The sequence below is a fragment of the Nocardiopsis coralli genome, assembly GCF_014892575.1.
Taxonomy (GTDB): domain Bacteria; phylum Actinomycetota; class Actinomycetes; order Streptosporangiales; family Streptosporangiaceae; genus Nocardiopsis; species Nocardiopsis coralli.
On sequence record NZ_JADBGI010000003.1, the window covers coordinates 68,692 to 95,194 of the forward strand.

Annotated in this window: 27 protein-coding genes; 1 reads left to right on the forward strand and 26 read right to left on the reverse strand. The window is 70.7% G+C overall.

All coding sequences use genetic code 11. The annotated features are described in order from the left end of the window. Positions 1-66 precede the first annotated feature (66 nt). Complete coding sequence (locus tag IDM40_RS03755; protein ID WP_193120488.1) at positions 67-942, forward strand: HhH-GPD family protein; 876 nt, start codon at positions 67-69, stop codon at positions 940-942. A 30-nt stretch (positions 943-972) separates the two neighbouring features. On the opposite strand, the gene IDM40_RS03760 is transcribed toward IDM40_RS03755, so the two are convergent. The 26 genes from IDM40_RS03760 to hpt form a co-directional block, all read right to left on the reverse strand. Continuing rightward, entirely contained in the window at positions 973-1,530 is a 558-nt protein-coding gene (locus tag IDM40_RS03760; RefSeq protein ID WP_216630338.1) for a DUF3105 domain-containing protein, read from the reverse strand. Between the two features lie 225 nt (positions 1,531-1,755). Then, positions 1,756-2,505, reverse strand: a complete 750-nt coding sequence (locus IDM40_RS03765) for a DUF3105 domain-containing protein (protein WP_328806928.1) — start codon at positions 2,503-2,505, stop codon at positions 1,756-1,758. A 120-nt stretch (positions 2,506-2,625) separates the two neighbouring features. After that, positions 2,626-5,136, reverse strand: coding sequence for an ATP-dependent Clp protease ATP-binding subunit (locus IDM40_RS03770; protein ID WP_193120489.1), 2,511 nt, complete (start codon positions 5,134-5,136; stop codon positions 2,626-2,628). Positions 5,137-5,825: 689 nt separating this feature from the next. Continuing rightward, positions 5,826-6,161: a histone-like nucleoid-structuring protein Lsr2 gene (locus tag IDM40_RS03775; protein ID WP_193120490.1), complete on the reverse strand. Its 336-nt coding sequence runs from the start codon at positions 6,159-6,161 to the stop codon at positions 5,826-5,828. A 207-nt stretch (positions 6,162-6,368) separates the two neighbouring features. Beyond that, positions 6,369-6,647, reverse strand: a complete 279-nt coding sequence (locus tag IDM40_RS03780; RefSeq protein ID WP_193120491.1) for a hypothetical protein — start codon at positions 6,645-6,647, stop codon at positions 6,369-6,371. 445 nt (positions 6,648-7,092) lie between these two features. After that, positions 7,093-7,659 carry an amino-acid N-acetyltransferase gene (locus IDM40_RS03785; protein WP_193120492.1) on the reverse strand — a complete coding sequence of 189 codons (567 nt, stop codon included), beginning with the start codon at positions 7,657-7,659 and terminating at the stop codon, positions 7,093-7,095. A 67-nt stretch (positions 7,660-7,726) separates the two neighbouring features. Next, positions 7,727-8,050, reverse strand: a complete 324-nt coding sequence (locus IDM40_RS03790; protein WP_193120720.1) for a LuxR C-terminal-related transcriptional regulator — start codon at positions 8,048-8,050, stop codon at positions 7,727-7,729. Positions 8,051-8,727: 677 nt separating this feature from the next. Next, on the reverse strand, positions 8,728-10,230 hold the full coding sequence (gene lysX, locus IDM40_RS03795) for a bifunctional lysylphosphatidylglycerol synthetase/lysine--tRNA ligase LysX (RefSeq protein ID WP_193120493.1): 1,503 nt from the start codon (positions 10,228-10,230) through the stop codon (positions 8,728-8,730). A gap of 62 nt (positions 10,231-10,292) precedes the next feature. Beyond that, entirely contained in the window at positions 10,293-11,075 is a 783-nt protein-coding gene (locus tag IDM40_RS03800; RefSeq protein ID WP_193120721.1) for a type III pantothenate kinase, read from the reverse strand. A 65-nt stretch (positions 11,076-11,140) separates the two neighbouring features. Then, positions 11,141-13,753 carry an L-aspartate oxidase gene (locus tag IDM40_RS03805; protein WP_193120494.1) on the reverse strand — a complete coding sequence of 871 codons (2,613 nt, stop codon included), beginning with the start codon at positions 13,751-13,753 and terminating at the stop codon, positions 11,141-11,143. Positions 13,754-13,788: 35 nt separating this feature from the next. Further along, positions 13,789-14,652, reverse strand: a complete 864-nt coding sequence (gene panC / locus IDM40_RS03810; protein WP_193120495.1) for a pantoate--beta-alanine ligase — start codon at positions 14,650-14,652, stop codon at positions 13,789-13,791. Positions 14,653-14,717: 65 nt separating this feature from the next. Next, positions 14,718-15,602: a Rossmann-like and DUF2520 domain-containing protein gene (locus tag IDM40_RS03815; RefSeq protein WP_193120496.1), complete on the reverse strand. Its 885-nt coding sequence runs from the start codon at positions 15,600-15,602 to the stop codon at positions 14,718-14,720. Positions 15,603-15,747: 145 nt separating this feature from the next. Continuing rightward, the gene (locus IDM40_RS03820) at positions 15,748-15,987 is read right to left on the reverse strand and encodes a hypothetical protein (protein ID WP_193120497.1); all 240 of its coding nucleotides are present in this window, start codon (positions 15,985-15,987) and stop codon (positions 15,748-15,750) included. Positions 15,988-16,398: 411 nt separating this feature from the next. Continuing rightward, positions 16,399-16,632, reverse strand: a complete 234-nt coding sequence (locus IDM40_RS03825) for a chaplin family protein (RefSeq protein ID WP_193120498.1) — start codon at positions 16,630-16,632, stop codon at positions 16,399-16,401. A gap of 378 nt (positions 16,633-17,010) precedes the next feature. Then, a complete protein-coding gene (locus IDM40_RS03830; protein ID WP_193120499.1) occupies positions 17,011-17,253 on the reverse strand; it encodes a chaplin in 243 nt (80 codons plus the stop codon). 336 nt (positions 17,254-17,589) lie between these two features. After that, a complete protein-coding gene (locus tag IDM40_RS03835) occupies positions 17,590-17,829 on the reverse strand; it encodes a chaplin family protein (protein WP_193120500.1) in 240 nt (79 codons plus the stop codon). Between the two features lie 152 nt (positions 17,830-17,981). Next, entirely contained in the window at positions 17,982-19,298 is a 1,317-nt protein-coding gene (locus IDM40_RS03840) for a PH domain-containing protein (RefSeq protein WP_193120501.1), read from the reverse strand. Between the two features lie 336 nt (positions 19,299-19,634). Further along, the gene (locus IDM40_RS03845) at positions 19,635-20,177 is read right to left on the reverse strand and encodes a PH domain-containing protein (protein ID WP_407939928.1); all 543 of its coding nucleotides are present in this window, start codon (positions 20,175-20,177) and stop codon (positions 19,635-19,637) included. 69 nt (positions 20,178-20,246) lie between these two features. Continuing rightward, the gene (locus tag IDM40_RS03850) at positions 20,247-20,735 is read right to left on the reverse strand and encodes a DUF3180 family protein (RefSeq protein ID WP_193120502.1); all 489 of its coding nucleotides are present in this window, start codon (positions 20,733-20,735) and stop codon (positions 20,247-20,249) included. Continuing rightward, positions 20,735-21,250: a 2-amino-4-hydroxy-6-hydroxymethyldihydropteridine diphosphokinase gene (gene folK / locus IDM40_RS03855; protein ID WP_193120503.1), complete on the reverse strand. Its 516-nt coding sequence runs from the start codon at positions 21,248-21,250 to the stop codon at positions 20,735-20,737. The genes IDM40_RS03850 and folK overlap by 1 nt, the downstream gene beginning before the upstream one ends. Continuing rightward, a complete protein-coding gene (gene folB, locus IDM40_RS03860; protein WP_193120504.1) occupies positions 21,247-21,618 on the reverse strand; it encodes a dihydroneopterin aldolase in 372 nt (123 codons plus the stop codon). The genes folK and folB overlap by 4 nt, the downstream gene beginning before the upstream one ends. After that, a complete protein-coding gene (locus tag IDM40_RS03865) occupies positions 21,611-22,063 on the reverse strand; it encodes a nuclear transport factor 2 family protein (RefSeq protein WP_193120505.1) in 453 nt (150 codons plus the stop codon). The genes folB and IDM40_RS03865 overlap by 8 nt, the downstream gene beginning before the upstream one ends. Beyond that, positions 22,060-22,965: a dihydropteroate synthase gene (folP, locus tag IDM40_RS03870; RefSeq protein WP_235997296.1), complete on the reverse strand. Its 906-nt coding sequence runs from the start codon at positions 22,963-22,965 to the stop codon at positions 22,060-22,062. The genes IDM40_RS03865 and folP overlap by 4 nt, the downstream gene beginning before the upstream one ends. A gap of 76 nt (positions 22,966-23,041) precedes the next feature. Further along, positions 23,042-23,641, reverse strand: a complete 600-nt coding sequence (folE, locus tag IDM40_RS03875; protein WP_017613821.1) for a GTP cyclohydrolase I FolE — start codon at positions 23,639-23,641, stop codon at positions 23,042-23,044. Beyond that, entirely contained in the window at positions 23,638-25,641 is a 2,004-nt protein-coding gene (ftsH, locus tag IDM40_RS03880; protein WP_193120506.1) for an ATP-dependent zinc metalloprotease FtsH, read from the reverse strand. The genes folE and ftsH overlap by 4 nt, the downstream gene beginning before the upstream one ends. 285 nt (positions 25,642-25,926) lie before the next feature. Next, entirely contained in the window at positions 25,927-26,487 is a 561-nt protein-coding gene (gene hpt / locus IDM40_RS03885; RefSeq protein WP_193120507.1) for a hypoxanthine phosphoribosyltransferase, read from the reverse strand. Positions 26,488-26,503: the final 16 nt, after the last annotated feature.

Consider the following 26,503-nt stretch of genomic DNA (forward strand, 5'->3'; position numbering starts at 1 on the left):
CATGGGCCGTAGTATTGCGTTTTTGCGCGTCACTCACCTACTCAACCCGCCGAATTCCCATAAAAGATGAGCGACAACCCTTACAGCACAGCGGTTCTGGCGTGGTACGAGACCAACGCCCGAGATCTGCCCTGGCGTTCCATTGACGCTTCTCCCTGGTCGGTCCTGGTCAGCGAGATCATGCTCCAGCAGACACCGGTGGTACGTGTCCTCCCGGCCTGGCAGGCGTGGATGGAACGGTGGCCCACCCCGGCCGACCTGGCGAAAGAGCCCTCGGGTGAGGCCGTGCGCATGTGGAACCGGCTCGGTTACCCGCGGCGCGCGCTGCGCCTGCACGCCTGCGCGGTGGCCATCACCGAGGAGCACGGCGGGGAGGTCCCCAGCGACCACGCGACCCTGCTCTCGCTGCCGGGCGTGGGTTCCTACACCGCGGCGGCCGTGGCGAGCTTCGCTTTCGGACAGCGCCACGCGGTTCTGGACACCAACGTGCGACGGGTCCTCGCCCGTGCCGAAACCGGGATCGAGTATCCGCCGAAAACCCAGACCAAGGGCGAGGTCGCCCTGGCCGAGTCCCTGGTGCCCGAACTGCCGTCGGTGGCGGCGCGCTGGGCCGTGGCGGTCATGGAGCTCGGCGCCCTGGTGTGCACGGCACGTTCGCCCAAGTGCGCGGACTGCCCCATCGCCAACCAGTGCGCGTGGCGCCTGGCGGGCAAGCCGGCCCACGACGGCCCGCCGCGCCGGGGCCAGACCTACGCCGGCACCGACCGCCAGGTGCGGGGGCGGTTGCTGGCGGTGCTGCGCGAGGCCGAGCACCCGGTGCCCAAGGACGCTCTGGACGCCGTGTGGGACGAGAGCATCCAGCGCGAGCGCGCCCTGGACGGCCTGGTCTCGGACGGCCTCGTGGACCCGCTGGACGACGGGCGCTACGCCCTGCCCGGCTGAGCCCGGGCGGCCCCAGGGCACGGCGCGGCCTCAGGGCATGGCCCCCTGCGCGCCCTCGTCCTCCTCGCGCTCGACGCCGAGGTCGGCAGGGGTCTGCTCGGCGTCGAAGTCCTCCTCGGTCCCGTCGAACATCCCGCTGCACGGGGCACCGGGTTCGGGCACGTCGCGGGACTGCACGTACTGGCGCAGGAACGGGCCCAGCCGGGGGTCGTCGGCGTCGTCGAGCCGGATCTGCGTCTCCCAGCCGGAGGCCACCACCGGTGCGGGCAGGCCTTCCATGGGACTGACGATGATGTACTCGCCCGGGGTGTAGAGGTCGTGCAGCTGCTGGACCTGGTCGCGGTCCAGGTGCGGGTCGTGGGTGATCCACACGGCGCCGTGCTCCTGGGAGTGCACCGCGAACTCGGTGCGCAGCGGTTCGTCGTACACGCCGCAGTTCTGCCACGCGTCGTAGTGCTCACCGCCGGCCGGCGGGTACATCTCGTAGTCCGCCCGGGTGTCCATCGGCACGTGGGCCTTGGACAGCCCCTCCCACTCCTGGACACCCTCGACCGCCGAACCACGGGCCCGGTCCCCGGCGCCGAACATCGTGTAGGCGACCACTCCCCCGGCCAACACCAGGGCCAGGGCGAAGAAGGCCCCCACCGCGTACGGGGACGCCGGATCCTGGGTGGGCGGCCCGGCGGCAGGGGCCGAGGGGGCGGATGCGGGCTGCTGGGGTTCGGGCGCGTCAGTCACTCTCCGCAGCCTAGTGGCACCCCTGGGTCCCTGTGGGCCGGTCGGGAAGATCCCCGCCCGGGGTCCGGCCGCGGTTCAGCCGTGCTCCTCCACCAGGTCCTCGATCAGATCCCCGTCCTCCTCGAACTCGGCCTCGGTTCCGGAGTACGCCCCGCTGCAGGGGCCGCCGTGCTCGGGCGTGGTGACGGCGCGGTCGAACTCGCGCAGGAACTCCTCCAGCTCCGGGGCCTCGGGGTCCTCCACGACCACCTGTGCGCCCCAGGCCGAGGCGACCACGGGCGCGGGCAGGTTCTCCATCGGGCTGACCAGGACGAAGTCGCCGGGCCGGTACAGGTCGGCCAGCGTCTCGATCTCGCCGGGTTCCAGGGCGTCCTCGTCGTAGGTGATCCAGACGGCGCCGTGCTCCTGGGAGTGCACACCCAGCTCCGTGCGGATGGGCTCGTCGTAGACGCCGCAGTCCTGCCAGATGACGTAGTGGTCGCCGCCCACGGGCGGGTGCACGCCGTACTCCACTGCGGTGCCGACCTCCACGTGCGAGGCGGTGGGGACACCGAAGTTCTGCACGGTCCCGATCTCGTCGGGGTCCGCGGGCTCGGCCGAACGGCTCACGTCCGCGATGTCGGTGCCGCTGCCGGGCCCCTCGCCCGACGAGCCGAGCAGGACGTTGCATCCGGCCGCTCCCCCGCCGACCACCAGGCCGGTGACGAGGAGGCCGACGGCAAAACCCCACCCGCTGCCGGAGGCCGGCCGGGGCGGGGTGCTTCGGGGGGTGCTGTGTCTTCGCTCCGGAGGACCGGAGGCGTGGGGGGTGGGATCGTCAGTCACGCTCGCACCTTAGCCCGCGCCCGCCCCCTCCACCAGGGCAGTGCACCCCGCACACACGCCGCGGGGGCGCCCCCGTCCAGGGACGCCCCCGCGTCGATACCGGTCGAACCGGTGCGAGCCCTACTCGCCGGTGCCGGCGGCCGATTCCTCGACCTCCGGGGTGTCCGGCACGTTGGACGGCTTCGGAACACCCTTGAAGGTGAACTTGGAGTCGGTGCCCTCGCCCTCGGCGTCGATCACGACGATCTGGCCGGCCTTGATGTCGCCGAAGAGGATCTTCTCGGAGAGCTGGTCCTCGATCTCCCGCTGGATCGTGCGGCGCAGCGGCCGCGCGCCCAGGACGGGGTCGAACCCGCGCTCGGCGAGGATCTTCTTCGCCTTCGGCTTGAGCTCGATCCCCATGTCCTTCTCCTTGAGGCGGGAATCGAGGCCCGTGACCATCAGGTCGACGATCTCGAAGATCTCCTTCTCGGTCAGCTGGTGGAAGACGATGACGTCGTCCACACGGTTGAGGAACTCCGGACGGAAGTTGTTCTTGAGCTCCTCGTTGACCTTGGACTTCATCCGCTCGTAGTTGGTACCGGCGTCGTCCTCCTTGGCGAAGCCCATGGCCACACCCTTGGAGATGTCCCGCGTACCCAGGTTGGTCGTCATGATGATGACCGTGTTCTTGAAGTCGACGTTGCGACCCTGGGCGTCGGTGAGACGACCCTCCTCCAGCACCTGGAGCAGAGAGTTGAAGATGTCGCTGTGGGCCTTCTCGATCTCGTCGAAGAGGACCACGGAGAACGGCTTGCGGCGCACCTTCTCGGTGAGCTGGCCGCCCTCCTCGTAGCCGACGTAGCCGGGCGGGGAACCGAACAGCCGCGAGACCGTGTGCTTCTCCATGAACTCGGACATGTCGAGCTGGATCAGCGATTCCTCGTCCCCGAACAGGAACTCGGCGAGGGTCTTGGACAGCTCGGTCTTACCGACACCGGACGGGCCGGCGAAGATGAACGAACCACCCGGGCGCTTGGGGTCCTTCAGACCGGCGCGGGTACGGCGGATCGCCTGGGAGAGCGCCTTGATGGCGTCCTCCTGGCCGATGACCCGCTTGTGCAGCTCGTCCTCCATGCGCAGCAGCCGGGAGCTCTCCTCCTCGGTGAGCTTGAAGACCGGGATGCCGGTGGAAGCGGCCAGGACCTCGGCGATGAGCTCCTCGTCGACCTCGGCGACGACGTCCATGTCGCCGGCCTTCCACTCCTTCTCCCGCTGAGCCTTCTTGTTCAGCAGCTGCTTCTCGTCGTCACGCAGCGAGGCGGCCTTCTCGAAGTCCTGCGCGTCGATCGCCGACTCCTTGTCGCGGCGCACGTCCGCGATCTTGTCGTCGAACTCGCGCAGGTCCGGCGGAGCGGTCATCCGGCGGATGCGCATCCGCGAACCGGCCTCGTCGATGAGGTCGATGGCCTTGTCCGGCAGGTAGCGGTCGCTGATGTAGCGGTCCGCCATCTGCGCCGCGGCCACCAGGGCCTGGTCGGTGATGGAGACCCGGTGGTGGGCCTCGTACCGGTCGCGCAGACCCTTGAGGATCTCGACGGCGTGCTTGGTGGAGGGCTCGTCCACCTGGATCGGCTGGAAGCGCCGCTCCAGGGCCGCGTCCTTCTCCAGGTACTTGCGGTACTCGTCGAGCGTGGTCGCACCGATGGTCTGCAGCTCACCCCGGGCCAGCATGGGCTTCAGGATGGAGGCGGCGTCTATGGCACCTTCCGCCGCCCCGGCGCCGACCAGCGTGTGCAGCTCGTCGATGAAGAGGATGATGTCGCCGCGCGTGCGGATCTCCTTGAGGACCTTCTTGAGGCGTTCCTCGAAGTCACCGCGGTAGCGGCTGCCCGCGACGAGAGCGCCCAGGTCAAGCGTGTACAGCTGCTTGTCCTTGAGCGTCTCGGGGATCTCACCCTTGGTGATCTTCTGTGCGAGGCCCTCGACGACGGCGGTCTTACCGACACCGGGCTCACCGATGAGCACCGGGTTGTTCTTGGTCCGCCGCGACAGGACCTGCATGACCCGCTCGATCTCCTGGTCCCGACCGATGACCGGGTCGAGCTTGCTCTCCCGGGCGGCCTGGGTCAGGTTGCGACCGAACTGGTCGAGAACGAGGGAGGTGGAAGGGGTGGACTCGGAGGATGCGCCGGTGGCCTGGGCCTCCTTGCCCTGGTACCCGTGCAGGAGCTGGATGACCTGCTGGCGGACGCGGTTGAGGTCCGCGCCGAGCTTGACCAGCACCTGGGCGGCCACGCCCTCGCCCTCACGGATCAGACCCAGCAGTATGTGCTCGGTCCCGATGTAGTTGTGGCCCAGCTGGAGCGCCTCGCGCAGCGACAGCTCCAGGACCTTCTTGGCGCGCGGTGTGAAGGGGATGTGACCCGACGGCGCCTGCTGGCCCTGGCCGATGATCTCCTCGACCTGCTGCCGAACCGCTTCGAGGCTGATGCCGAGGCTCTCCAGGGCCTTGGCGGCGACGCCCTCACCCTCGTGGATGAGGCCGAGCAGGATGTGCTCCGTACCGATGTAGTTGTGGTTGAGCATCCTGGCCTCTTCTTGGGCCAGAACCACCACTCGCCGCGCGCGGTCGGTAAACCTCTCGAACATGTCTCGTCGCTCCTCTACAGAGCGGTCAGGCAGGGACGGTGTTTGCCGACCCAACTCTTCCGCATATCGGCCCCACAGGGATAACCGCCCCGGGGAGCTCTGCCGCACCCGTCCGTGGCCGGACGGCAGGCCCGCCGACCAGACGGACGCCTCCGCAAGGCCGGCCGCAGCCGCCCGTGCCAGAGACTTTCCCCGACGATAGGGCGTTCACCCAACATCCAACTACGAATTGCGCCGCCAGATTTCGGTGTACGCCGAAGGCGAACGGCCCGGGGACTCCCAACCTTCACGGAGTCCCCGGGCCGCACGTGTGCACGCCGAATTCATATGCTGAGAGCGAACAGGCCGAGCTGCTCGAAGACGATAGGAGCCTGACCGGAATCCGGTGGTACCGGCATCCGCAAGCCCCGGGGAGGGCCCGGTGCCCGCGGGAGGCCCGCCGGTCCCGTCATGTCTCGGCACTCGCGTGCCGCGGCGCCTCACTCGCGCCGTGCTCCGCCGCGGAACTCCGGTCGGGGGCCGTGTCACCCCCGCCGCCCGCGGCCCACGAGATATCCCCTGCACCCCCGTGCCACGGGACCGATCGTTCACGGTCCCGGGATGTCCGCGCCCCGCGTCGCCCCTGTGCCCGCCGGAGCCATTCCATCAAGAAGTGACAACATTTCGGCGAACCGGGGCCGTGGGCAAAGCTATCCCTTGACCGCCTCGTATTCGGCGACGATGGCGGCGGGGATACGGCCACGCTCATTCACGGGCTTCCCGGCGGCCTTGGCCCACGCGCGAATCTCGGCGCTGCGCTCACGGCTGGGCGTATTGCGGGTGCCCTTCTTCGGGCCGCGGCCGGGCTTGCTCGGAGCCTTGCGGGCGGCCTCGACGAAGGGACCGAGAGCTTCGCGAAGCTTGGCGGCATTACCCGCACTGAGGTCGATTTCGTACATCGAGCCGTCGAGCCCGAACGTCACCGTCTCCTCGGCCTCGCCGCCGTCGAGGTCGTCGACCAGGAAAACCTGGACCTTCTGTGCCATGGAATCAAACCTTTCAGAAGCGCGGTGTCTCCACACCTGAATATAAAGCTATCTCGGGAGAACGCAGAAGACAATTCCCGGCGTGCCAGAAATCACCGGGATCCGGCCCCGGGTTTCGGTTGAGCACCTGATCGCCGCGCTGCGGAGCCCTCCGGCACAGGTCACCTGTACTCCGGGGCGACCGGGCGGAGTCGACCGGTTACCGTATCAACGCCCGTCGGATTCCGCGCGTTCCCCGTCATCAGCATTCGCTGCCCCGTTCGCCGCGGAGGTCTCTTCCGCACCGGAGGCGCTGTCGCCGCTGCCCGCGGTCTCATCGGATCCCTTGCCGACCAGGCTTCCGTCGGTCCTCCGCGGAGCCATCTCGTTCCGCAGGATCTTGATGATGAAGAAGCAGAAGGTACCACCGACGACCGCCGGCGGGAGCAGCGCCGACAATACATCGATGAGACCAGGCGGAAGCAGTGATGACAAAAAATCACCCATCGAAGCGGCCCACCCTTCCCGGTTGTCACTTATCGCAGCAAATACCCGACCGAGGGTCGGGACACTCCTGGGGGGATGGCGCCCGACGGACCGGGTAAACCGTGGCCCGATGCGCGTGATCCGGGCGTCCCCCGGTTTGTCGGCGGACGTACCGGACTCCACCCCGGGCGAACCCGATCACCGCCAATGTCCGGTCGTGTGGCGCCCGTCCGTTTGGCGGGCGGGGGCGGCCCCGTGATCGGCGTGCCGTGAATACACGGTTCGGCCCTCGGCGGTGAACTCGGGTGCCTGTCGGCCCACCGGCGAACGCAGGTCCACATTACCCGCCCTCTTCCACTCCGATACCACCCGGTGGTGATTGATCGTCCCACCGGAGGATGAGCGGAGTTCGACCGGGGCCCGGACGGTATCGGGAACACGTGCCCCACCCAGTGCCGGAAAACCTTTAGGCACCGACGGTTCCGTACGGCTCGTCGAGGTGTACCAGCATCCGGGTGTTCCCGAGGGTGTTGGGTTTGACTCGCTCGAGGTCGAGGAATTCGGCCACGCCCTCGTCATAGGAACGCAGGAGTTCCTCGTAGACCCGGGCCGGCACAGGGGTACCCCGGATCGGGGAGAACCCGTGTTTGGCGAAGAATCCGGTCTCGAATGTCAGGCAGAACACACGGCGGACACCGAGTTCGCGTGCGGTGTCCAGAAGAGCGGAGACGAGGCGGTGGCCCACGCCGAAACCGCGCAGGGAGGGGTCGACGGCGACGGTGCGGACCTCGGCGAGGTCCTCCCACAGGACGTGGAGGGCGCCGCAGCCGACGACGCGGCGCTCGCCCTCACCACCCGGCACCTCGGGTTCGTCCTCGGCCTCGGCGACCCAGAACTCCTGGATGTCCTCGTAGAGGTTGACGGTGCTCTTGGAGAGCACACGGCGGTCGACGGTGTAGGTGTCGACGAGCCTGCGGACGTGGACCACATCGGCCGTGCGCGCGCGGCGCACCTGAACATGACGAACGGGCATAGCCGGACCAGCCTAAGGGTGGTTCCGGATATGCCCGTGATCGGACCCGGCCGGGGCCGGGTGCCCGTCAGATCAACTGACGCCGTGCGGCCCACACGACCGCTTCGATGGGCGTGTTCACGCCGAGCACGTCGCAGATGTTGCGGATGCGGCGGCGCAGCGTTCGGGCGCTCAGCTCCAGGTGCCGGGCGGCGACCTCGGTGGTCACCCCCGTGGCGATCTCGGCCAGCAGCTCCAGTTCCTCGCGGTTCAGTTCGACCGGGGTGTAGGTGCTGCTCAGCGCGGTCTCGCTCGAGCGGGCCTGGAGGGGCACCACGTTCTCCGGGTGCTCCCGGGTCCGGGGAGCGTTCTGGTCCTCTGCGGCACGTCGTACGAGTGTGGCCTGTTCCACTCCGTCCTCCCTCATCCATGTGAGTGCGGAACAACAACTCGTCACCTGTGTGGATGCCGACGGGCTCGACCCGGTTCTGTGCACCGGGGCCATGATCGCCGGCTCGCTCCCGGGGGCGCCTTCCCTCTGGCACAGGGCAGGCGTTCGGAGGCGGGCACAGCGGAGCCCGCACGCCCCGGATCCGTGAGCTGGGACGGTCAGCTCACCTTCGGGGCGTTCGGCGTGTACGAGTCCGGAAGGGCCTGGGCCCGGCCCGGTGCTCGCCCACCGTCGATCTGTTTCCACTTAGGCAATCGGACGGACCTGAGTCCGCCAATCAGCACGCTAAGCCGCGGAGTTCCGACCGTCAAGGCCCGATAAATGACCATGTGTGATCGCGCAAAGCCAAGGGGTGACCAGGCGCTCGGAGAAAACGATCGGGTCCGACCGTGACCTGCGTAAACAATCTTCATCGACCCAGGCGCCCCGAGTACAGCCCGTGACCGGGAAAAATGTCGACCTGTCCCGGCGGCGACCCTGCCGTGACCAGGGGGCGAGACGATCTGACCGAACGGTGAGACGCCTCCGGGTGGGACCGGACACGTTCACGCGGGGTCACCTCCGAGCACGCACGGAACCCCGGACCACACGGTGCGCCCGTGGTGGCCCGGGGTTCCTCTCGCGGCCGTGTCCCCGGCTCAGTCCCCGGAGGGCTTGACGATCGGGAAGAGCACGGTCTCGCGGATGCCCTTGCCGGTGAAGGCCATGAGCAGGCGGTCGATGCCGACGCCCACACCGCCCGAGGGCGGCATGCCGTACTCCAGGGCCCGCAGGAAGTCCTCGTCCAGCTGCATCGCCTCGGGGTCGCCCTCCGCGGCCATGAGGGACTGCTCGGTGAGGCGGCGGCGCTGCTCGACCGGGTCGACCAGCTCGGAGTAGCCGGTGCCCATCTCCATGCCGAAGCCGATGAGGTCCCACTTCTCGGTGAGCAGCGGGTCCTCGCGGTGCTGGCGGGTGAGCGGGCTGGTCTCGACCGGGAAGTCCCGCACGAACGTGGGCTGCATGATCGTGTGCTCGACCAGCTCCTCGAAGACGTGCTCGACGAGCTTGCCCTGGCCCCAGGCGTGGTCGAACTCCACACCCTTGGCCTCGGCCAGCCGGCGGACCTCCTCGACCGGGGTACGCGGGTCGACGTCGGCGCCCAGCGCCTCGGAGACCGCCCCGTACAGGGTGACCTCCGGCCACTCCCCGCCCAGGTCGTAGGTGACGCCGTCGCGCTCGATCACGGTCGAACCGAAGACGGCGCGTGCCGCCTCCTGGACGATCTCCCGGGTCACGTCCGCCATGACGTTGTAGTCGGCGTAGGCCTGGTAGAACTCCAGCATCGTGAACTCGGGGTTGTGCGTGGAGTCCGCACCCTCGTTCCGGAAGTTCCGGTTGATCTCGTAGACCTTCTCCAGGCCGCCCACGACCAGGCGCTTGAGGGACAGCTCCGGCGCGATGCGCAGGTAGAGGTCCATGTCGTAGGCGTTGATGTGCGTGGTGAACGGGCGCGCCGTGGCGCCGCCGTGCACCCGCATGAGCATGGGGGTCTCGACCTCGATGAAGTCGCGGGTGTTGAGCCCCTCCCGGATCGCGCGGATGGCGGCCGAGCGGCTGCGCACCATCTCCTGCGACTCGGGGTTGACGATGAGGTCGACGTAGCGCTGGCGCACCCGGGCCTCGGGGTCGGTCAGGCCCTTGTGCTTCTCCGGGAGCGGGCGCAGGCACTTGGCCGTGAGCGTCCAGCTGTCGACCATGATGGACAGCTCGCCGCGGCGGGAGGTGATGACCTCGCCCTCCACACCGACGTGGTCGCCCAGGTCGACGTCGGCCTTCCAGGCGTCCAGGCGCTCCTTGCCGACCTTGTCCAGGGACAGCATGACCTGGAGGTCGCCGGTCTCGTCGCGCAGGGTGGCGAAGCAGAGCTTGCCGCCGGCGCGGTAGAGCATGACGCGGCCCGCGATCGCGACACGGTCACCGGTGCCCGTGTCGGGCTCCAGACCCTGGTGTTTGTCACGCACGGTGCCGATCGACGTGTCGCGAGGGAAGGTCACGGGGAAGGGGTCGATGCCCTCCTCCCGCAGACGGTCCAGCTTCTGCCGCCGGACGCGCATCTGTTCGGGCAGGTCGTCGTAGGTGTCGTCGTGCGCGTGATTCACGCGGACGATCCTACCGGCGCCGGGGGCCCCGACTGACCGGGGCCGCACCACACGGTCCCGGCTCAGGCGGCGTTGCGGGCGAAGACCAGCCGCAGCCCGGTGAGCGTCAGCCAGGGTTCGTGCACGTCGACGGTCTCGCACTCGCCCACGACGGTTCCGGCGAGGCCCCCGGTGGCCACGACCGTCACGTCGTCGGGGCTGTCGGTGAGCTCGGCGACCATCCGGTCGACGATCCCGTCCACCTGGCCGGCGAACCCGAAGACGATGCCCGAACGGAGCGCCTCGGTGGTGTTCTTGGCGATCGCGGCACGCGGGCGCACGACCTCGACCATGTGGAGCTGGGCGCCGCGCTGCGACAGTGCGTCGACCGAGATGTCGATGCCCGGGGCGATGGCGCCGCCGACGTACTCGCCCTTGGCGCTCACCGCGTCGAAGGTCGTGGCGGTGCCGAAGTCCACGACCACGGTGGGACCGCCGTAGAGGTGGCTCGCGGCGAGCGCGTTGACGATGCGGTCGCTGCCGACCTCTTTGGGGTTGTCCATCCTGATCGGCACACCGGTGCGCACGCCCGGTTCGACGATGACGGCGGGGACGTCGCCGTAGCTGCGCCGGAACATCTCCCGCATCTCGTGCTGGACGGAGGGCACCGAGCAGCACAGGGCGATGCCGTCGACCCCGTCCGGCCCGGCCACGGCGCTGCCGGACACGAGCCCGTTGAGCACCACGGCCCACTCGTCGGCGGTACGGCGGGTGTCGGTACCCACTCTCCAGTGTTCGACGAGCTCTTCGCCGTCGAAGAGGCCGAGCACCGTCTCGGAATTGCCGACGTCGATCGCGAGCAGCATTCTGTGGACCCTCATCCGTGGTCGAAGTGGCGTGTCATCCAGGAATCCTCTGCCGGCGCGGGCGCTCAGGCCAGGTCGAGGGCGAGGTCAAGGGCGGGGCTGGAGTGGGTGAGGCCGCCGACGGCGAGCAGGTCCACACCCGTGGCGGCGACCTCGGCGGCCGTGTCCAGGGTGAGGCCGCCGGAGGACTCGAGGAGCGCGCGGCCGTCGACCAGTTCCACGGCCTTGCGCAGGTCGGCTGGGACGAAGTTGTCCAGGAGGATCTCCTCGGCCCCGGCCTCCAGGGCCTCCTCGACCTGATCGAGCCGGTCGACCTCGACCTCCAGGGGCAGCTCGGGGAAGCGCTCGCGGATCGCGCGCACGGCGGCGCCGACCCCGCCCGCGGCGACGACGTGGTTGTCCTTGATCAGGCCGGCGTCGCTGAGGCAGTAGCGGTGGTTGGTGCCCCCGCCGCAGCGCACGGCGTACTTGTCCAGGGCGCGCAGGCCGGGGCGGGTCTTGCGGCTGTCGCGCACGCGCGCGCCGGTGCCGGCCACGGCGTCGACCCAGGTGCGGGTGGCGGTGGCGATCCCGGACATGTGGGTGAGGAAGTTGAGGGCGGTGCGCTCGGCGGTGAGGAGGTCGCGGGTGCGGGCGGTGACGGTCATGAGGACGTCGCCGCGGCGGACCCGGTCGCCGTCGGCGGCGCTGCGCTCCACCTCGACGGCGCCCTCGGCCACGAGCCAGAAGACCAGTTCGGCGAGGGCCAGGCCGCTGATGGTGCCGTCGGCGCGGGCGGCCACGTGTGCGGTACGGACCTGGTCGGCGGGGATCGTGGCCACGGTCGTGACGTCGATGCCGGGGCCCGCGGTGAGGTCCTCGCCCAGGGCACGGCGGACCGTGTCCACGTGGGACCGGTGGGGCGCGGTCCAGGGCAGCGTGAACTCGGCGCGGGCGTCCGGGTCGCGTTCGCCCTCGGGGGCGGCCAGGGGGAAGGAGATGCCGTCCAGCTCGGCGCGCAGGGCGGGCGGCAGGGGCGGGACGGTGTCCTCGAGTGCGGTCACGGGGGTGTCGCCTTCCTGTCGGACGATGACGGCGGTGGAGCGCAGGCCGGGGCGGGGGTCGGGGTGGTCGGCACGCTGGTGGGAGCCGCGGCTCTCCGTGCGGCTCAGGGCCGCCGAGGCCACCAGGCGGGCCACGGTCAGCAGGTTGGCCGCCTCCCAGGAGGACGTGCCGGGTGTGGGCGCCCCGTGGGCCGCGAGGGTGCCGAGCTCCCGGGTCAGGGCGGTGAGGCCCTCCCCGGTGCGCAGGACCCCGGCGTGCTGCGACATCAGGGACCGCAGGCGGGGGACGAGGGCGGGGTCGACGGGCGGCAGGGCGGTGGCGGCCGGTTCGAGCGTAGCCGGGTCCGCGGCGGTGCTGGGGCGTTCGGCGGCCAGGCGGACGGCGCTCCGCTCGGCCTGCACGAGGCCCTCCAGCAGCGAGTTGGAGGCCAGCCGGTTGGCGCCGTGCACACCGGTGCGGGAGACCTCGCCGACCGCCCAGAGACCCGGGACCGAGGTGCGCCCGTCCACGTCGACCTCCACCCCGCCGGAGGCGTAGTGGGCGGCGGGCGCGACCGGAAGCGGCTGTTCCAGCGGGTCGATTCCGTGCTCGCGGCAGGAGGCCAGGATCGTGGGGAAGCGGCGTTCCCAGGTCCGGCGGCCGAAGTGGCGGGTCTCCAGGTACACGTGGTCGGTGCCCTGCTCGGCCATGACCCGGGCGATGGTGCGGGCCACGACGTCGCGTGGGGCCAGGTCGGCGAGCTCGTGCACCCCGTCCATGATCCCGCGGCCCCCGGCGTCGACGAGGTGGGCGCCTTCACCGCGCAGCGCCTCCGAGACGAGGGGTTGGCGGCCGCGCGCGTCCGGGCCGAGCCACAGGACGGTGGGGTGGAACTGGACGAACTCCAGGTCGCGCAGGCGGGCACCCGCACGGGCGGCCAGGGCGAGGCCGTCGCCGGTGGACACGGGCGGGTTGGTCGTGGACGCGAAGACCTGTCCCAGGCCGCCGCTGGCCAGCACCACCGCCGGGGCGTGCACCGCGCCCACGCCGTCGCGTTCGCCCTCGCCCATGACGTGCAGGGTCACACCGCCCACGGCCTGCGTCGCGGGGTCGCGCAGGACGTCGAGGGCCACGGCGTGCTCGATGGTCTCGATGCGTTCCTCCGCCCGGACCGCCTCGACGAGGGCGCGCTGGATCTCGGCCCCGGTCGCGTCTCCCCCGGCGTGGGCGATGCGGTCGGCACGGTGGCCGCCCTCCCGGGTCAGGGCCAGGTCACCGGTGCTCGAACGGTCGAACTCGGCGCCCAGGGCGATGAGCCGGCGCAGCGCCTCCGGGCCCTCGGTGGCGAGCACGTGCACCGCGAGCGGGTCGCACAGTCCGGCGCCGGCGAGGTGGGTGTCGACCATGTGCGCGACGGGGCGGTCGCCCGGGTCCATCGCGGCGGCGATCCCGCCCTGTGCGTAGGCCGTGGACCCGTGGGAGAGCAGCTCCTTGGTCACGAGCACGACCCGGCCGCCGGGGCGGTGCCGGGTGTGGGCCAGGGCTGTGCTCAGCCCCGCGATGCCCGAACCGACCACGACGGTGTCGGCACCGACGGACCACCCGGGGGCGGGGGCGTCGAGCCGGGTGGGGCGGGGCGGCGTCGGTGCGCTCATCTGTCTCTCTCGGGAAGGGGGGGCCTGCGGTGCGTTCAGAGGGGCACCGAGGTGTTGTCGATGAGTCTGGTCGTGCCCACGCGGGCGGCTACGGCCAGGACGGCGGTGCCGGTGTGGTCGGCCGGCGCCTCCTCGAAGGTGGCCGGGTCGACCAGGGCGAGGTAGTCGAGCTGGACCGGCGGGGTCGCGTCGGCGGCCTCGTCCAGGACCTTGCGGGCGGCCGCGCGCACGGCGTCGGCGCCCCCTGGCGCGGCCTCGCGTCCGGCCTGCAGGGCACGCGGGAGGGACAGGGCGCTCGTGCGTTCGGCCTCCGACAGGTAGCCGTTGCGGCTGGAGGAGGCCAGGCCGTCGGCGTCGCGCTGCAGGGGCGCCCCGACGATCTCCACGGGCAGGTCGAGGTCGGCGACCATACGGCGCACGAGGGCGATCTGCTGGGCGTCCTTCTCCCCGAAGACGGCGAGGTCGGGGCGCACGAGGTGGAAGAGCTTGGCCACGACGGTGAGCACCCCGGTGAAGTGGCCCGGGCGGGAGGCGCCCTCCAGGCGTTCGCCCATGGTTCCGGCGTCGACCGTGACCATCTGCGGGGCCGGGTACATGGTCTCCGTCGCGGGCGCGAAGACCACGTCGGCCTTCTCCTCGGCCAGCACCCGGACGTCGGCGTCCAGGTCGCGGGGGTAACGCCCGTAGTCCTCGTCGGGGCCGAACTGGAGCGGGTTGACGAAGACGCTCACGACCACCGTGTCTGCGTGCTCGCGGGCCAGGCGCACGAGGCTGCGGTGCCCGCCGTGCAGGGCACCCATCGTGGGGACCAGCCCGACGCGGCCGGCGCCGGCGAGGGCGGAACGCAGTTCCCCGGGGGTGCGGGCGACGACGGGGCCGTGCGGGGCGGATGCGGTCATGGGCGCTTCCTCGGTCGTGCCCGGGCGGGGGTGGGTCCCGGTCCCGGGCTGGGGCGGTGGTCGGGTCAGCGGCGCAGCACGTCGAGGAGGCGTTCGGCGTCCTCGGGTTTGAGCATGCCCGCCGTGATGGCGCGGTCGGCGGTGAGACGGGCGAGCTCGATGTAGCTGGCCACGCTCTCGGGGGCGTTCTCCCGGAGCTGTTCGATGTGGCCAGCCACGGTGCCGGAGTCACCGCGCAGGACCGGTCCGCTGAGGCCGTGGATGCCCAGGCGCAGGGCGTTGTCGAGGGACGCGCTGAGCATGGGAGCGAGCAGGCGGCCGGGGTCGGGCACCCCCGCCGACTCCAGGAGCCCGGCGCTCTCGGCGACCAGGGTGACCAGGTGGTTCGCGCCGCCGGCCAGGGCCGCGTGGTAGAGCGTGCGCTTGTCCTCGGCGATCCACACCGGTTCCGCGCCCATCTCGACGACGAGGGCCTCGGCGATGGGGCGGAGCTGGTCGGGTGCGGTGACGCCGAACGCGCAGTCGGCCAGGCGTGCGATGTCCTCGTCGCGGCCGGTGAAGGTCATGGCGGGGTGCAGCGCCAGCGGCAGTGCTCCGACGACGGTGGCGGGGGCGAGCACCCCGTACCCGTGGGCTCCGCTGGCGTGCACGAGGATGGTTCCGCGCAGGTCGGCCCCGGTGCCCGCGAGCCCTTCGGCCACGTCGGCGAGAGCGTCGTCGGGGACGGTGAGCAGGACGAGGTCGCCGGCGGCGACGACGTCGGCGGGTTCCATGATGCGGGCGCCCGGCAGCCGCTCCTCCACGTACCCGCGGGAGCGTTCGGAGACCGCCGCGGCCGCGACGACCTCGTGCCCGGCCCGGCCGAGCGCCTGGGCGAGGACCGATCCGACCCGGCCGGGACCGATGACCCCGACCCGCAGCCGTGCGGGACGCCCCTGCGTCGACTCCATCGTGCGTGCCCCCTCGGTGATCAGGTGTGTCCGGCCCGTTCTCCGGTCCGTGACGCCTGAGCACACGATAGCGGCCCCGCGGACACGTGCGGGGGCGGGCACCGCGGCGCCCGCCCCCTGTATGTTCCTGCCGGTCCCCGCCCGGTCAGTCCTGGATGATCACGCCCGTGTTGAAGCACGAGGACTGCGTCTGGCCGAGCACGGCGTTGCCGTTGCCGCAGCCTTCGTTCTCGTTCTCGACCCCGTTGATGTAGGCGAGGTTGCCGCTCACGTCGGAGCCGTGGGGGTGCGTCCAGGCACCGGCGTGCGCGGCGGCCGGTGCGGCGAGGAGGACCCCGGCGGAGGCCAGGGCGACGGCACCGGTGGCAAGCGTCTTCTTGAGCACTAGGCGTTCTCCTTCTGGGTCCGGTCGGGGGGACCGCCGGACCGCGTGTGTTTCCCGAGGGCACCTTCTGGGGGGCGCCGACTGGGAACCTACCGACAGCACGCCCCGCAGTAACCCCCTTGAGCTGGGATGATCACGAAAGAGTCGGTGGGCCTGACTTTGTGTAGCGGCAGGGCGGGGTGCCGATCGGGATGTAGGTGCATACGTCCGCCGATGTTCTGTGGCGCTGCGTGACCGGCCCGGAGGATTCTCGCCGGACCCGAACGGGGGTAACGGTCCGGCCGGGCGGGTCGGGCTGAGCGGGGCACGGACACACGGAAGGGGTGCCGCCCCTGGGAGGGACGGCACCCCGTGGCTGTACCCGGCTCGGGGCCCTACGGTGGCGCCCCCGTACGGCCCGGCCGGAAGCGCCTACTTGACGGTGGCGCCGGACCCGGCGCAGTTGGCGCTGGAGATGCCCAGGAGGCCGATGGAGTTGCCGCAGGCGTTGACCGGCACGTCGAGGTCGGCGACGAGCTGGTTGCCCGAGACGATGCCGCCGTTGCCGGAGGTCGCGACGTCGCCGGCCATGGCGGGGGCGCCGGTGAACAGCACACCCCCGGCAGCGGCAGCGATGGCACTGGCGGCGAGAGCCTTCTTCAGCATGTGTCTCTCCTGATGGCCCGGCCCGTGTGGGGCGGAACCGAGCTTTGACTGTCAGTGGAAAATCGAGCACTCACGGTGCTCATGTGCCATTCAGTCACAGGTACCGACTGTTCGTGATCGGAACCGTTGAATGTAACTCGGCTGTGACCTGTGAAAATGACGAAGAGTGTCGTTTCGTGCCGTATTTGTCAGCACATGGTGGCTGGGGTTTCGGCCTCCGCGAGGTTGGCCTTCGAGTCGACCGAAGCACCCCCGGACACAGCAGAGGCGCCACCCCACGACACGGGATGGCGCCCACACACTCACGCTCGCCGACCGGACGCCCGTCAGGGCCCCTCGGGGCGGGCCGGTCAGGCAGGAGCGCGTTCACTCACGGAACTACCAGTTCTTGACGGTGGAGCCGGAGTCGATGCAGTTGGCGCCGGAGACACCCAGGATCGCGATGGAGTTGCCGCAGACGTTGACGGGCACGTCGGCGTCCACCACGGCCTGGTTGCCGGAGAGGACGCCGCCGTTGCCGGAGGTGGCAACGTCGCTGTTGGCCATGGCGGGGGCACCGGTGAACAGCACACCGCCGGCGGCGGCGACGATGGCACTGGCGGCGAAAGCCTTCTTCAGCATGTTTTCTCCTATGGACCGGCTCCCGTGGGGGAACCAACCGTCCGGAAGTCGACGATTTGTATGACTGCGAACACTCCCCGTGTTCAGGAACCATTGAGCCACATCCACCGCCGCTGTGGGCCCGGATTCCGCGAATTTTTTCCGGCTGTGACCTGGCGTTATGACCCGAAGTGACGTCGCATGTCGGACATGGAGTCGCCGACGGGCAGAAAATCAGTCCCCATATGTGTCATAGCTCACATGCCCCGCAGGCCACACATGCGACCCACACACGACGAAGCGCCGCCCCGCCGAAAACGGGACGGCGCCTGGCGCAGCTACCTGGCGAGCGGTGCCCTAGTGCTTGACCGACGCACCGGAGTCGGTGCAGTTGGCGCCGGAGACACCGAGCACGGCGACCGAGTTGCCGCAGACGTTGATCGGGACGTCGAGGTCGGCGACGAGCTGGTTGCCGGAGAGGACGCTGCCGTTGCCGGAGGTCACGACGTCGTCGGCGGCCATGGCGGGGGCGCCGGTGAACAGCACGCCACCGGCGGCGGCAACGATCCCACTGGCGGCGAGAACCTTCTTCAGCATGTCTTTCTCCTGAATGTCGGAGCTGAGGCGCCGACGGTTGCTTACCTTTTGCAGTAATGCGAACACTCTTTGTGTTCGCTGTTATTCAGCCACACCACGGAGCAGGTGTGGCGATCACCGTCGGCGTGTCGCGGGACCGTGTCCGAAAACCCTCAGGGACTGCGGGGATCGTGCCGACCGCGGGTCAGCGTCGCGCGGGTCGCCCAGCGTTCCGTGCCCGCGTCGGGGTTCCGCGCCCGGCGCCCGTGTGCGACGAGGGCGTCCAGGACGGACCGCGCGTGGCCGGACTCCAGCCCGTACGCGCGGCCGTCCGCGGGCCCGGGCGGGGTGTCCGCGCCCACGGTCAGGCGCCCCGTGAACCGGGTCAGCGGGCCCTCGGCCAGGCGCAGGGCCTGCACACGTTCCACCGGGACCACGTCCGTCACGCGGCAGAAGAGCCCATGGGTGGTGACGAAGAGGTGCTCGTCGGCGCCGGCGTCGCTGTGGTGCAGGCCGCCACCCGACGCCAACGGCACGGACACCGCGTCGCTGTCCGGGAAGACCTCGTTGACCAGGGCGAACGCGCGGCTGCGGGGCGCCACCGGGAGCAGGGTCGCCGAGTCGCCCTGGCGTGCGCCCGCGTAACCGGCGACGTTGGCCTCCACACGAGCGACACCGAGGGCCCGCCACAGGAGCGGTTCCACGACCCTCACGGCCTGGACGCGGCCGGGCGGCACCGTCTGCATCCGGCGCTGGAACATGCCGTAGCGCAGCCGGAGCCCGTCGCCGGACGTCGAGGCGTAGAAGTCGGTGTAGCGGGTGAGCGGGCCCCAGAAGTGGCCGAGCAGGCCGAGTACGAGCGGGACGACCGCGCCGAAGACCCCCGGTTCCCCGAAGACCACACCGGCGGTCAGCAGCATCAACAGCGCCACGAACGCCAGCAGGACCGGGACGCGGAAGAGCAGCGCGCCCAACAGCAGCGGGAACGGCAGGCGGTAGAACGGCCACTCGGGGGCCTCGGGGGCACGCCCCGGCAGGCCCGCGGCGTGTGCCAGGACCGCGACGCGCAGGCGTTCGGCGAGGTCGTGGCGGAGACAGCGCAGACGGACGACGCTGCCGTCGCCCCCGGCCAGTTCCACACGGAGTTCGGCCAGCCCGAAGACCTGCATGAGCAGCGGCCGCACCACGTCGACGGCCTGGAGCCGGCTGAGCGGTATCTCCCGGGATCCGCGCAGGACGAGGCCGCTGTGCACCACGAGGTGGTCGCCGCGCAGCCCGAACGTGGCGTACCACCAGGCGGGCAGGCAGTAGGCGAGCGATCCGAAGACGACCCCGACCGTCATCATGAGGACCCAGTCGAACCCGAACAGGCCCAGGATCGGCCCGGCGAGCGCGGCGAACACGATGGTGACCGCGATGACCTGGAACGGGACGACGAACCAGTGGGCGCGGAAGACACCCGTGGTGACGTCCTGGAGCGTGCGGGGCATCGGTGCGGCGTGCCACTGACCCTGGGGCGCGGGTGGCGCGGTGGGCGGCGGGGCCCACTGTGCGGCGTGCGGTCCGTGCGCGGAGGTGGGCCCGTGCGGGTACTGCGGCGGCCCCTGCCCCGGCGGCGGTGGCGGCGGCCCCTGGGGCGGGTACGCCCATCCGCCGGGCGGCGGTCCTGGCGGTGGCGGCGGGGGCGGCGGAGGCCCGGGCGGCGGCCCTTGGGGCGGGCCGGGCGGTGGGCCTCCTCCGGGTACGGCCCATCCCCCGCCGGGCCGGGGCGTCCCCCCGTGCCCGCGGTCGGCGTCCCCGTGTTCCGGCTGTGCTGGTCCGTGCACCTACAACCCCGTCGAGAAGCTCTCGCTGCGCGCCGCGAGGCGGCCCCGCAGCTGGACGGCCTGCTCCAGCGGCAGGCCCAGGACCCTTGTGTCGGCGGTGCTGGCCGCCGTGCGGATGCGGACCGTGGCGATGCCGAGCGCCTGTTCCAGGATGTCGGCGGTCATGTCGACGACCTGCATGCGCCCGTACGGGACCACGACGAGCTGGCGGAGCAGGACCCCGTAGGTCAGGTACAGCTCCGACGGTCCTTCCACGAACCCCCAGGAACGCCGGAACGACCCCGCCACGAACCAGCTGACGACGAACGCGGCCACGACGGCCGCGCCCCAGCCCAGTGCCCAGGCCCAACCGGCCCAGACCAGGGCCATGACGCCGCCCAGGACACCTACCAGCAGGCAGACCCCCGCGGCGACCACGCGGCGGTACCACGCCAAGGCCCCGGGTACCCGGTTCCACTCTGTGCCCTCGGGCGGGTCGAAGGGCCCCGGGGGCCGCGCGGGCCCGGGGGTCACGTCCGGCGGGGTCGGCTCGCTGCTCTCCACGAGGCCAGTCAACCATCCGTACGCAAGCCCCCGGAGGACCCTCCCGGGCCGCGTGCCCGAGCAGCCCCGTCAGGCGGCCGCGTCGTCGTCGCGTTCGTCGTCGGGAACCCGGCAGGACTGTTCCAGGTACAGCGCGGCGCCCAGCAGCAGCGCGGCGGAGGCCGAGGTGCCGAGGGCGTTGAGGAAGACCTCGCGGTGCACGGGCAGCGCGAGGGTCTCCACCAGCGGCAGGGCCAGCCCGACGAAGAAACCCGCGACGAGCGCGGCGAGCACCGCACTGGCCTTGGCCAGCGCCAACAGGCGTGCGGCGCTCAGCGGCTCCATGGGTTCGGTGCCCGGTGCACGGCGGATGCGGCGCCGGGTCCGGGACGCCGTGAACAGCTCGGCCAGTGCCAGGAGGAGCAGGGTCGGGATCGCCGACCACGGCACCATCGGGGTCCCCGCGACGAGCTGGTTGGCCAGGAGCCCCACCAGCACCCCGCACACCGCGAGCAGCGCCGGCAGGCGCCACCCCGTGGGAGCGAGCCGGTTCTGCGGGTCCTGGTCCTCGTCGGCCATCACGTCCCCCGCGGCAGGGACAGCGCCAGGTCGTCCCGGCGCTCCAGTTCCTGGTCCTCGCCCAGGCCACCGAGCAGGTCGGCGACGCTCCCCCGGCCGGGCAGCTCGGCCACGGGGTCGGCCTCCAACCACGGGCGCAGAACAAAGGCCCGCTCGTGCGCGCGCGGGTGGGGCAGGGTCAGCACCGGGTCGTCGGAACGTGTCTCACCGAAGGCGATGACGTCCACGTCCAGCGTGCGCGGGCCCCAGCGCACCTCGCGGACCCGGTCGAATTCCTGCTCCACGGCCTGGGCCCGGGCCAGCAGCGCGCGGGGGTCCTCGCCGGCCTCCACGACCAGCACCGCGTTGAGGAACGCGCCCTGCTCGGGCCCGCCCACCGGCGCGGTCTCGAACACCGGCGACAGGGCCACCGCACGCGGCGCGTCCGGGCCCGAGAGCAGCGCGTCGACCGCGCCCTGAAGCGTCGCCCACCGGTCGCCCAGGTTGGAACCCAGGGACAGTACCGCCGTGGTCACCGTTCCTCCTCGCGCCGCCGGTCGACGGTCACCGCCACGTCCGCAAACTCGTGCTCGATCGGTGCGGACGGTTTGTGCACGGTCAGCTCCACGCGTTCCACGAGCGGTTCGGCAAGGCACACCCGGGCAAGGCGTTCGGCGAGCGTCTCGATGAGGTCGACGGGTTCGCCCGTGACGACCTCCACGAGGCGGTCGGCGAGCACCCCGTAGTGCACGGTGTCCTCGACGTCGTCGGAGGCCGCGGCCGGGGCGGCGTCCACGTGCAGGACCGCGTCCACGACGAACTCCTGGCCCTGGCGGCGTTCGAAGTCGAACACCCCGTGGTGGCCGACCGCCCGCAGCCCGCGCAGGGTGATGCGGTCACGCATCCGGGGTGCCCTCCCCCTCCTCGTCCTCCTCCATGAGGACCGGCGACGCGTGGTGCGACCACAGACGCCACCCCTGCTCGGTGTCGACGAACAGGTTGGTGGTGACCACCTGGCCGCCGGCGACGAACCCGGGGCTGTCGTCCTCGGCCGTGAGCACGTTCTCCTCGCAGGTGACCATCGCGATGTCGCCGGCCACGCCGATGTGCGTCTCGGTGAGCACGTACTGGATGTAGGTCACGTTGGCCATGATCAGCGACCACGCCCGCATGATCTCGGTGCGCCCGCGCAACAGGGGCCAGCCGGGGTTGACGCACACCACGTCCGGGGCGTCGTGTTCCTCGGCCCAGACCGCCTGCATCAGGTCGATGTCGCCGTTCTCGATGGCGCTGTAGAACTGCGCGTTGGCGTCGGCAACGCGCTCCATGACCTCCTGCCGCGAATTCACAGGCCGCCCCGGGCGGTGGGGCTCTCGCGGCCCTCGGTCAGGCGGGCACCGCCGTCGGACCAGGCGGAGGCCACCCGGACGGCGTCGGCGTTGGGGCGCACGTCGTGCACCCGCACCGCCCAGGCACCCCGGTCGGCCGACAGGGTCGTGACGGCGGCGGTCGCGGCGTCGCACTCGGTGAAGGGCCGGTCCTCGCCCTTGGGGGCACCGAGGAGCCGGCTCAGGAAACGTTTGCGGGACCCGGCCACCAGTACGGGGCGGCCGAGTTCGTGGAACCGTTCGAGCTGGTGGAGCAGCGCCCAGTTGTGCGCCGGCTCGGGGCGTTTGGAAAAGCCCAGTCCCGGGTCCAGAACGATCTGGTCGGGAGCGACACCTGCAGCGATCATGGCCTCCATACGGTCACGGAGCTCATCGAGGACCTCCTGCACGACATCCGTGTACACGGCACGGCTCTGCATGTCATGACTATGCCCACGCCAGTGCATCAACACGTACGCCACACCGGAAGAGGCGACCAGACGTGCCATGTCGGGGTCGGCCAGCCCGCCGCTCACGTCGTTGACCAGTACGGCGCCGGCCTCGACGGAACGCTCCGCGACCCGGGCCCGCATGGTGTCGACGCTGACGGCCACGCCGCTCGCGGAGAGCTCGCGGACCACCGGGACGACCCGGCGCAGTTCCTCCTCGGCCGACACCCGTTGGGCGCCGGGCCGGGTGGACTCACCGCCCACGTCGATGATGTCGGCGCCCTCCTCGACGAGGCGCAGACCGTGGTCGACCGCACGGCCGTGGTCGAACCACGCTCCGCCGTCGGAGAAGGAATCGGGGGTCACGTTGACGACCCCCATGACCTGGCACCGCCCCTGTTCGGGCAGGCCCGGAACTGTGTAATTCGGCCCCATGGGGATCACCCTACGCGCATGCGGAGGGGCCGGGAGCAGCTGCCCCCGGCCCCTCCGGTCGTACGTTCGCGGCGGCTCAGCGCCGGTCCAGGATGAGGCTCATCGCCTCGGCCCGCGTGCGGTCGCTGGCGCGGAACGCACCCCGGACCGCGGAGGTCACCGTCTTGGCCCCGGGCTTGCGGATGCCGCGCATCGACATGCACAGGTGCTCGGCCTCGACGACCACGATCACACCGCGGGGGTCGAGGGAGTCCATGATGGCGTCGGCGACCTGCCCGGTGAGGCGCTCCTGCACCTGGGGGCGGCGAGCGTAGACGTCCACGAGGCGGGCCAGCTTGCTCAGTCCGGTGATGCGCCCGTCGGCGCCGGGGATGTACCCCACGTGCGCGACCCCGTAGAAGGGCACGAGGTGGTGCTCGCAGGTGGAGTAGAGCTCGATGTCCTTGACCAGGACCATCTCTTCGTGGTCGGCCTCGAAGGACGTGGTGAGCACGTCCCCGGGCTTCTGGTCCAGGCCGGCGAACTGCTCCTCGTAGGCCCGGGCGACCCGCGCCGGGGTCTGCTGGAGCCCGTCGCGGTCGGGGTCCTCGCCGATCGCGAGCAGGATCTCGCGGACGGCCTTCTCGATACGGGCGTGGTCGACGGATCTGGGAGGAATGTCCTCGATCTCGCTCACGTGTCCCCTCCCTCGGTCTCTGCGGACGAGCCGGTGAGCTGTCCGTTGGGCGACGTTCCCTGGACCTCGGTGCCGTTGAGGCGCGCGAGCTCCTTGTCCGACCGCACGGGCGGCCGGTCCGACGGCTGGCGCTTCCCGTACCCGGTGAAGGAGCCGCGCGAGGGGCGCTTCTCCACGGTGGCGAAGACCTCCAGCACCTGCGACTTGGTGAGCGTCTCCTTCTCGAGGAGCTGCAGCACGAGCTCGTCGAGCACGTCGCGGTACTCCACGAGCACCTCGTAGGCCTCGTCGTGCGCGGACTCGATGAGGCGGCGGACCTCCTCGTCGATGACCGAGGCGATCTCGTCGGAGTACTCGGGGGCGTGCGACATCTCCCGGCCCAGGAACGGTTCGGAGCCGGAGGTGCCGAACTTGCGCGCACCCAGCCGCTCGCTCATGCCGTACTCGGTGACCATGTTGCGGGCCAGGCTCGTGGCCTTGTCGATGTCGTTGTTGGCGCCCGTCGTGGGCTCGTGGAAGACGAGCTCCTCGGACGCGCGCCCGCCCAGCATCATCGCGAGCTGGTCCATCATCTGCGAACGCGTGGTGAGGAACTTGTCCTCGGTCGGCAGCGACATGGTGTAACCGAGGGCGCTGCCGCGCGGCAGGATCGTGATCTTGTGGACCGGGTCGGAGTTGGGCAGCGCGTGGCCGACGAGCGCGTGGCCGCCCTCGTGGTAGGCGATGACCTTCTTCTCGTGGTCCGACATCACCCGGGTCTTGCGTTCGGGGCCGGCCATCACCCGTTCGATGGCCTCTTCCAGGACGGAGTGGGTGATGACGTCCTCGCCGCCGCGGGCCGACAGCAGGGCGCCCTCGTTGATGACGTTGGACAGGTCCGCACCGGTCATGCCGGCGGTCTGGCGCGCGATGACGTCGAAGTCGACGTCCTCGGCCATCGGCTTGCCCTGCGAGTGCACCTTGAGGATGTCGCGGCGGCCGTCCATGTCGGGGCGGTCCACGACGACCTGGCGGTCGAAGCGGCCCGGGCGCAGCAGCGCGGGGTCGAGGATGTCGGGACGGTTGGTGGCGGCGATGAGGATGACGCCGCCCTTGACGTCGAAACCGTCCATCTCGACGAGCATCTGGTTCAGCGTCTGCTCGCGCTCGTCGTGGCCGCCGCCCATGCCGGCGCCGCGGTGGCGCCCGACGGCGTCGATCTCGTCGATGAAGATGATCGCGGGGGCGTTGGCCTTGGCCTGCTCGAACAGGTCGCGCACGCGCGAGGCGCCCACACCGACGAACATCTCCACGAAGTCCGAACCGGAGATGGAGTAGAACGGCACCCCGGCCTCACCCGCGACGGCGCGCGCCAGCAGGGTCTTACCGGTGCCGGGCGGACCCATGAGCAGCACGCCCTTGGGGATCTTGGCGCCCATGGACTGGAACTTCTCGGGGCTCTGCAGGAACTCCTTGATCTCGTGGAGCTCCTCGATCGCCTCGTCCGCGCCGGCGACGTCGGAGAAGGTGTTCTTCGGGGTGTCCTTGGTGATGAGCTTGGCCTTGGACTTGCCGAAGTTCATCACGCGGGAGCCGCCGCCCTGCATCTGACTGAAGATGAACCAGAAGATCAGGATGAGGATGACCAGGGGCAGGAGGCTGAACAGCGCGGTCGTCCACACGGGGGTCGTGGCCACCGACACCTGGTAGGAGTCGACGTTGCCGTCCTCGCTGTCGGCCGACGCCTGGAGCATCTCCGCGAGCTGAATGCCCTGGTTCTCGACCCAGTAGGCCTCGAGAACCTCGTCGTCCGTGGTCGTGAGCACGATGCGCTGGTCCCGGTCGACGATCTCGGCACTGACCACGTCGTTGTTCTCGACGAGCTGGTAGATCTCCGAGATGTCGGCCTCGCGCGTCTCGGGCCCGCCGCCGATGTCGAACACGCGGAAGCCGATGACGAGGACGACGAGTACGGCCAGGATCCAGATCCACGGGCCGCGGAAAATACGCTTCAGATTCATGTGAGCGGTCCCCTGACGGGTCCGTCCCTTCTGACCAGGCAGCAGCCCGCACCGGAGGAGTTTCCGAAGCAGGACCTATCGGACACGTGCTCCCCGCGAAGTCGCCGGGATCATCGACGGTACACCTCACGTCGCCGGGCAGGCACACCACTCTTGGGCAGCGGTGTCCCGCGCGGTCGAGGGGCGTGGGGCCGTCGAATGAACCAACGACGGCACCCCGCCGAGTTGTTCCCCGGACGGGCGCAGGGACCGGGGTGAGAAGCGCTACGCGGCCGCCCGCGCCGCCTAGGCGTCGTCCTCGTAGACGTGCGGCGCCAGCGTGCCGATGAAGGGCAGGTTGCGGTAGCGCTCGGCGTAGTCGAGGCCGTAACCGACGATGAACTCGTTGGGCAGGTCGAAGCCGACGTAGCGCACGTCGAGGTCGACGTCGAAGGCCATCGGCTTGCGGACCATCGTGCAGATCTCCACCGACTTGGGACCGCGCGACTTGAGGTTGCCGACCAGCCAGGACAGCGTGAGCCCGGAGTCGATGACGTCCTCGACGATGAGGACGTCGCGGTCCTTGATGTCGGTCTCGAGGTCCTTGAGGATGCGCACCACCCCGGAGGAGCTGGTGCCCGCCCCGTAGGAGGAGACGGCCATCCAGTCCATCGCGGCCGGCGAGTGCAGGGCCCGTGCGAGGTCGGCCATGACCATGACGGCTCCCTTGAGCACGCCCACGATCAAGAGGTCACGGCCCGCGTAGTCCGCGTCGATCTGCGCGCCCATCTCCTGCAGGCGCGTGGTGATCTGCTCTTCTGTGACCAGGACCTTCTCGAGGTCCTGACCCATGTCCTTGGCGTCCACGCTCGTGTTCCTCGCT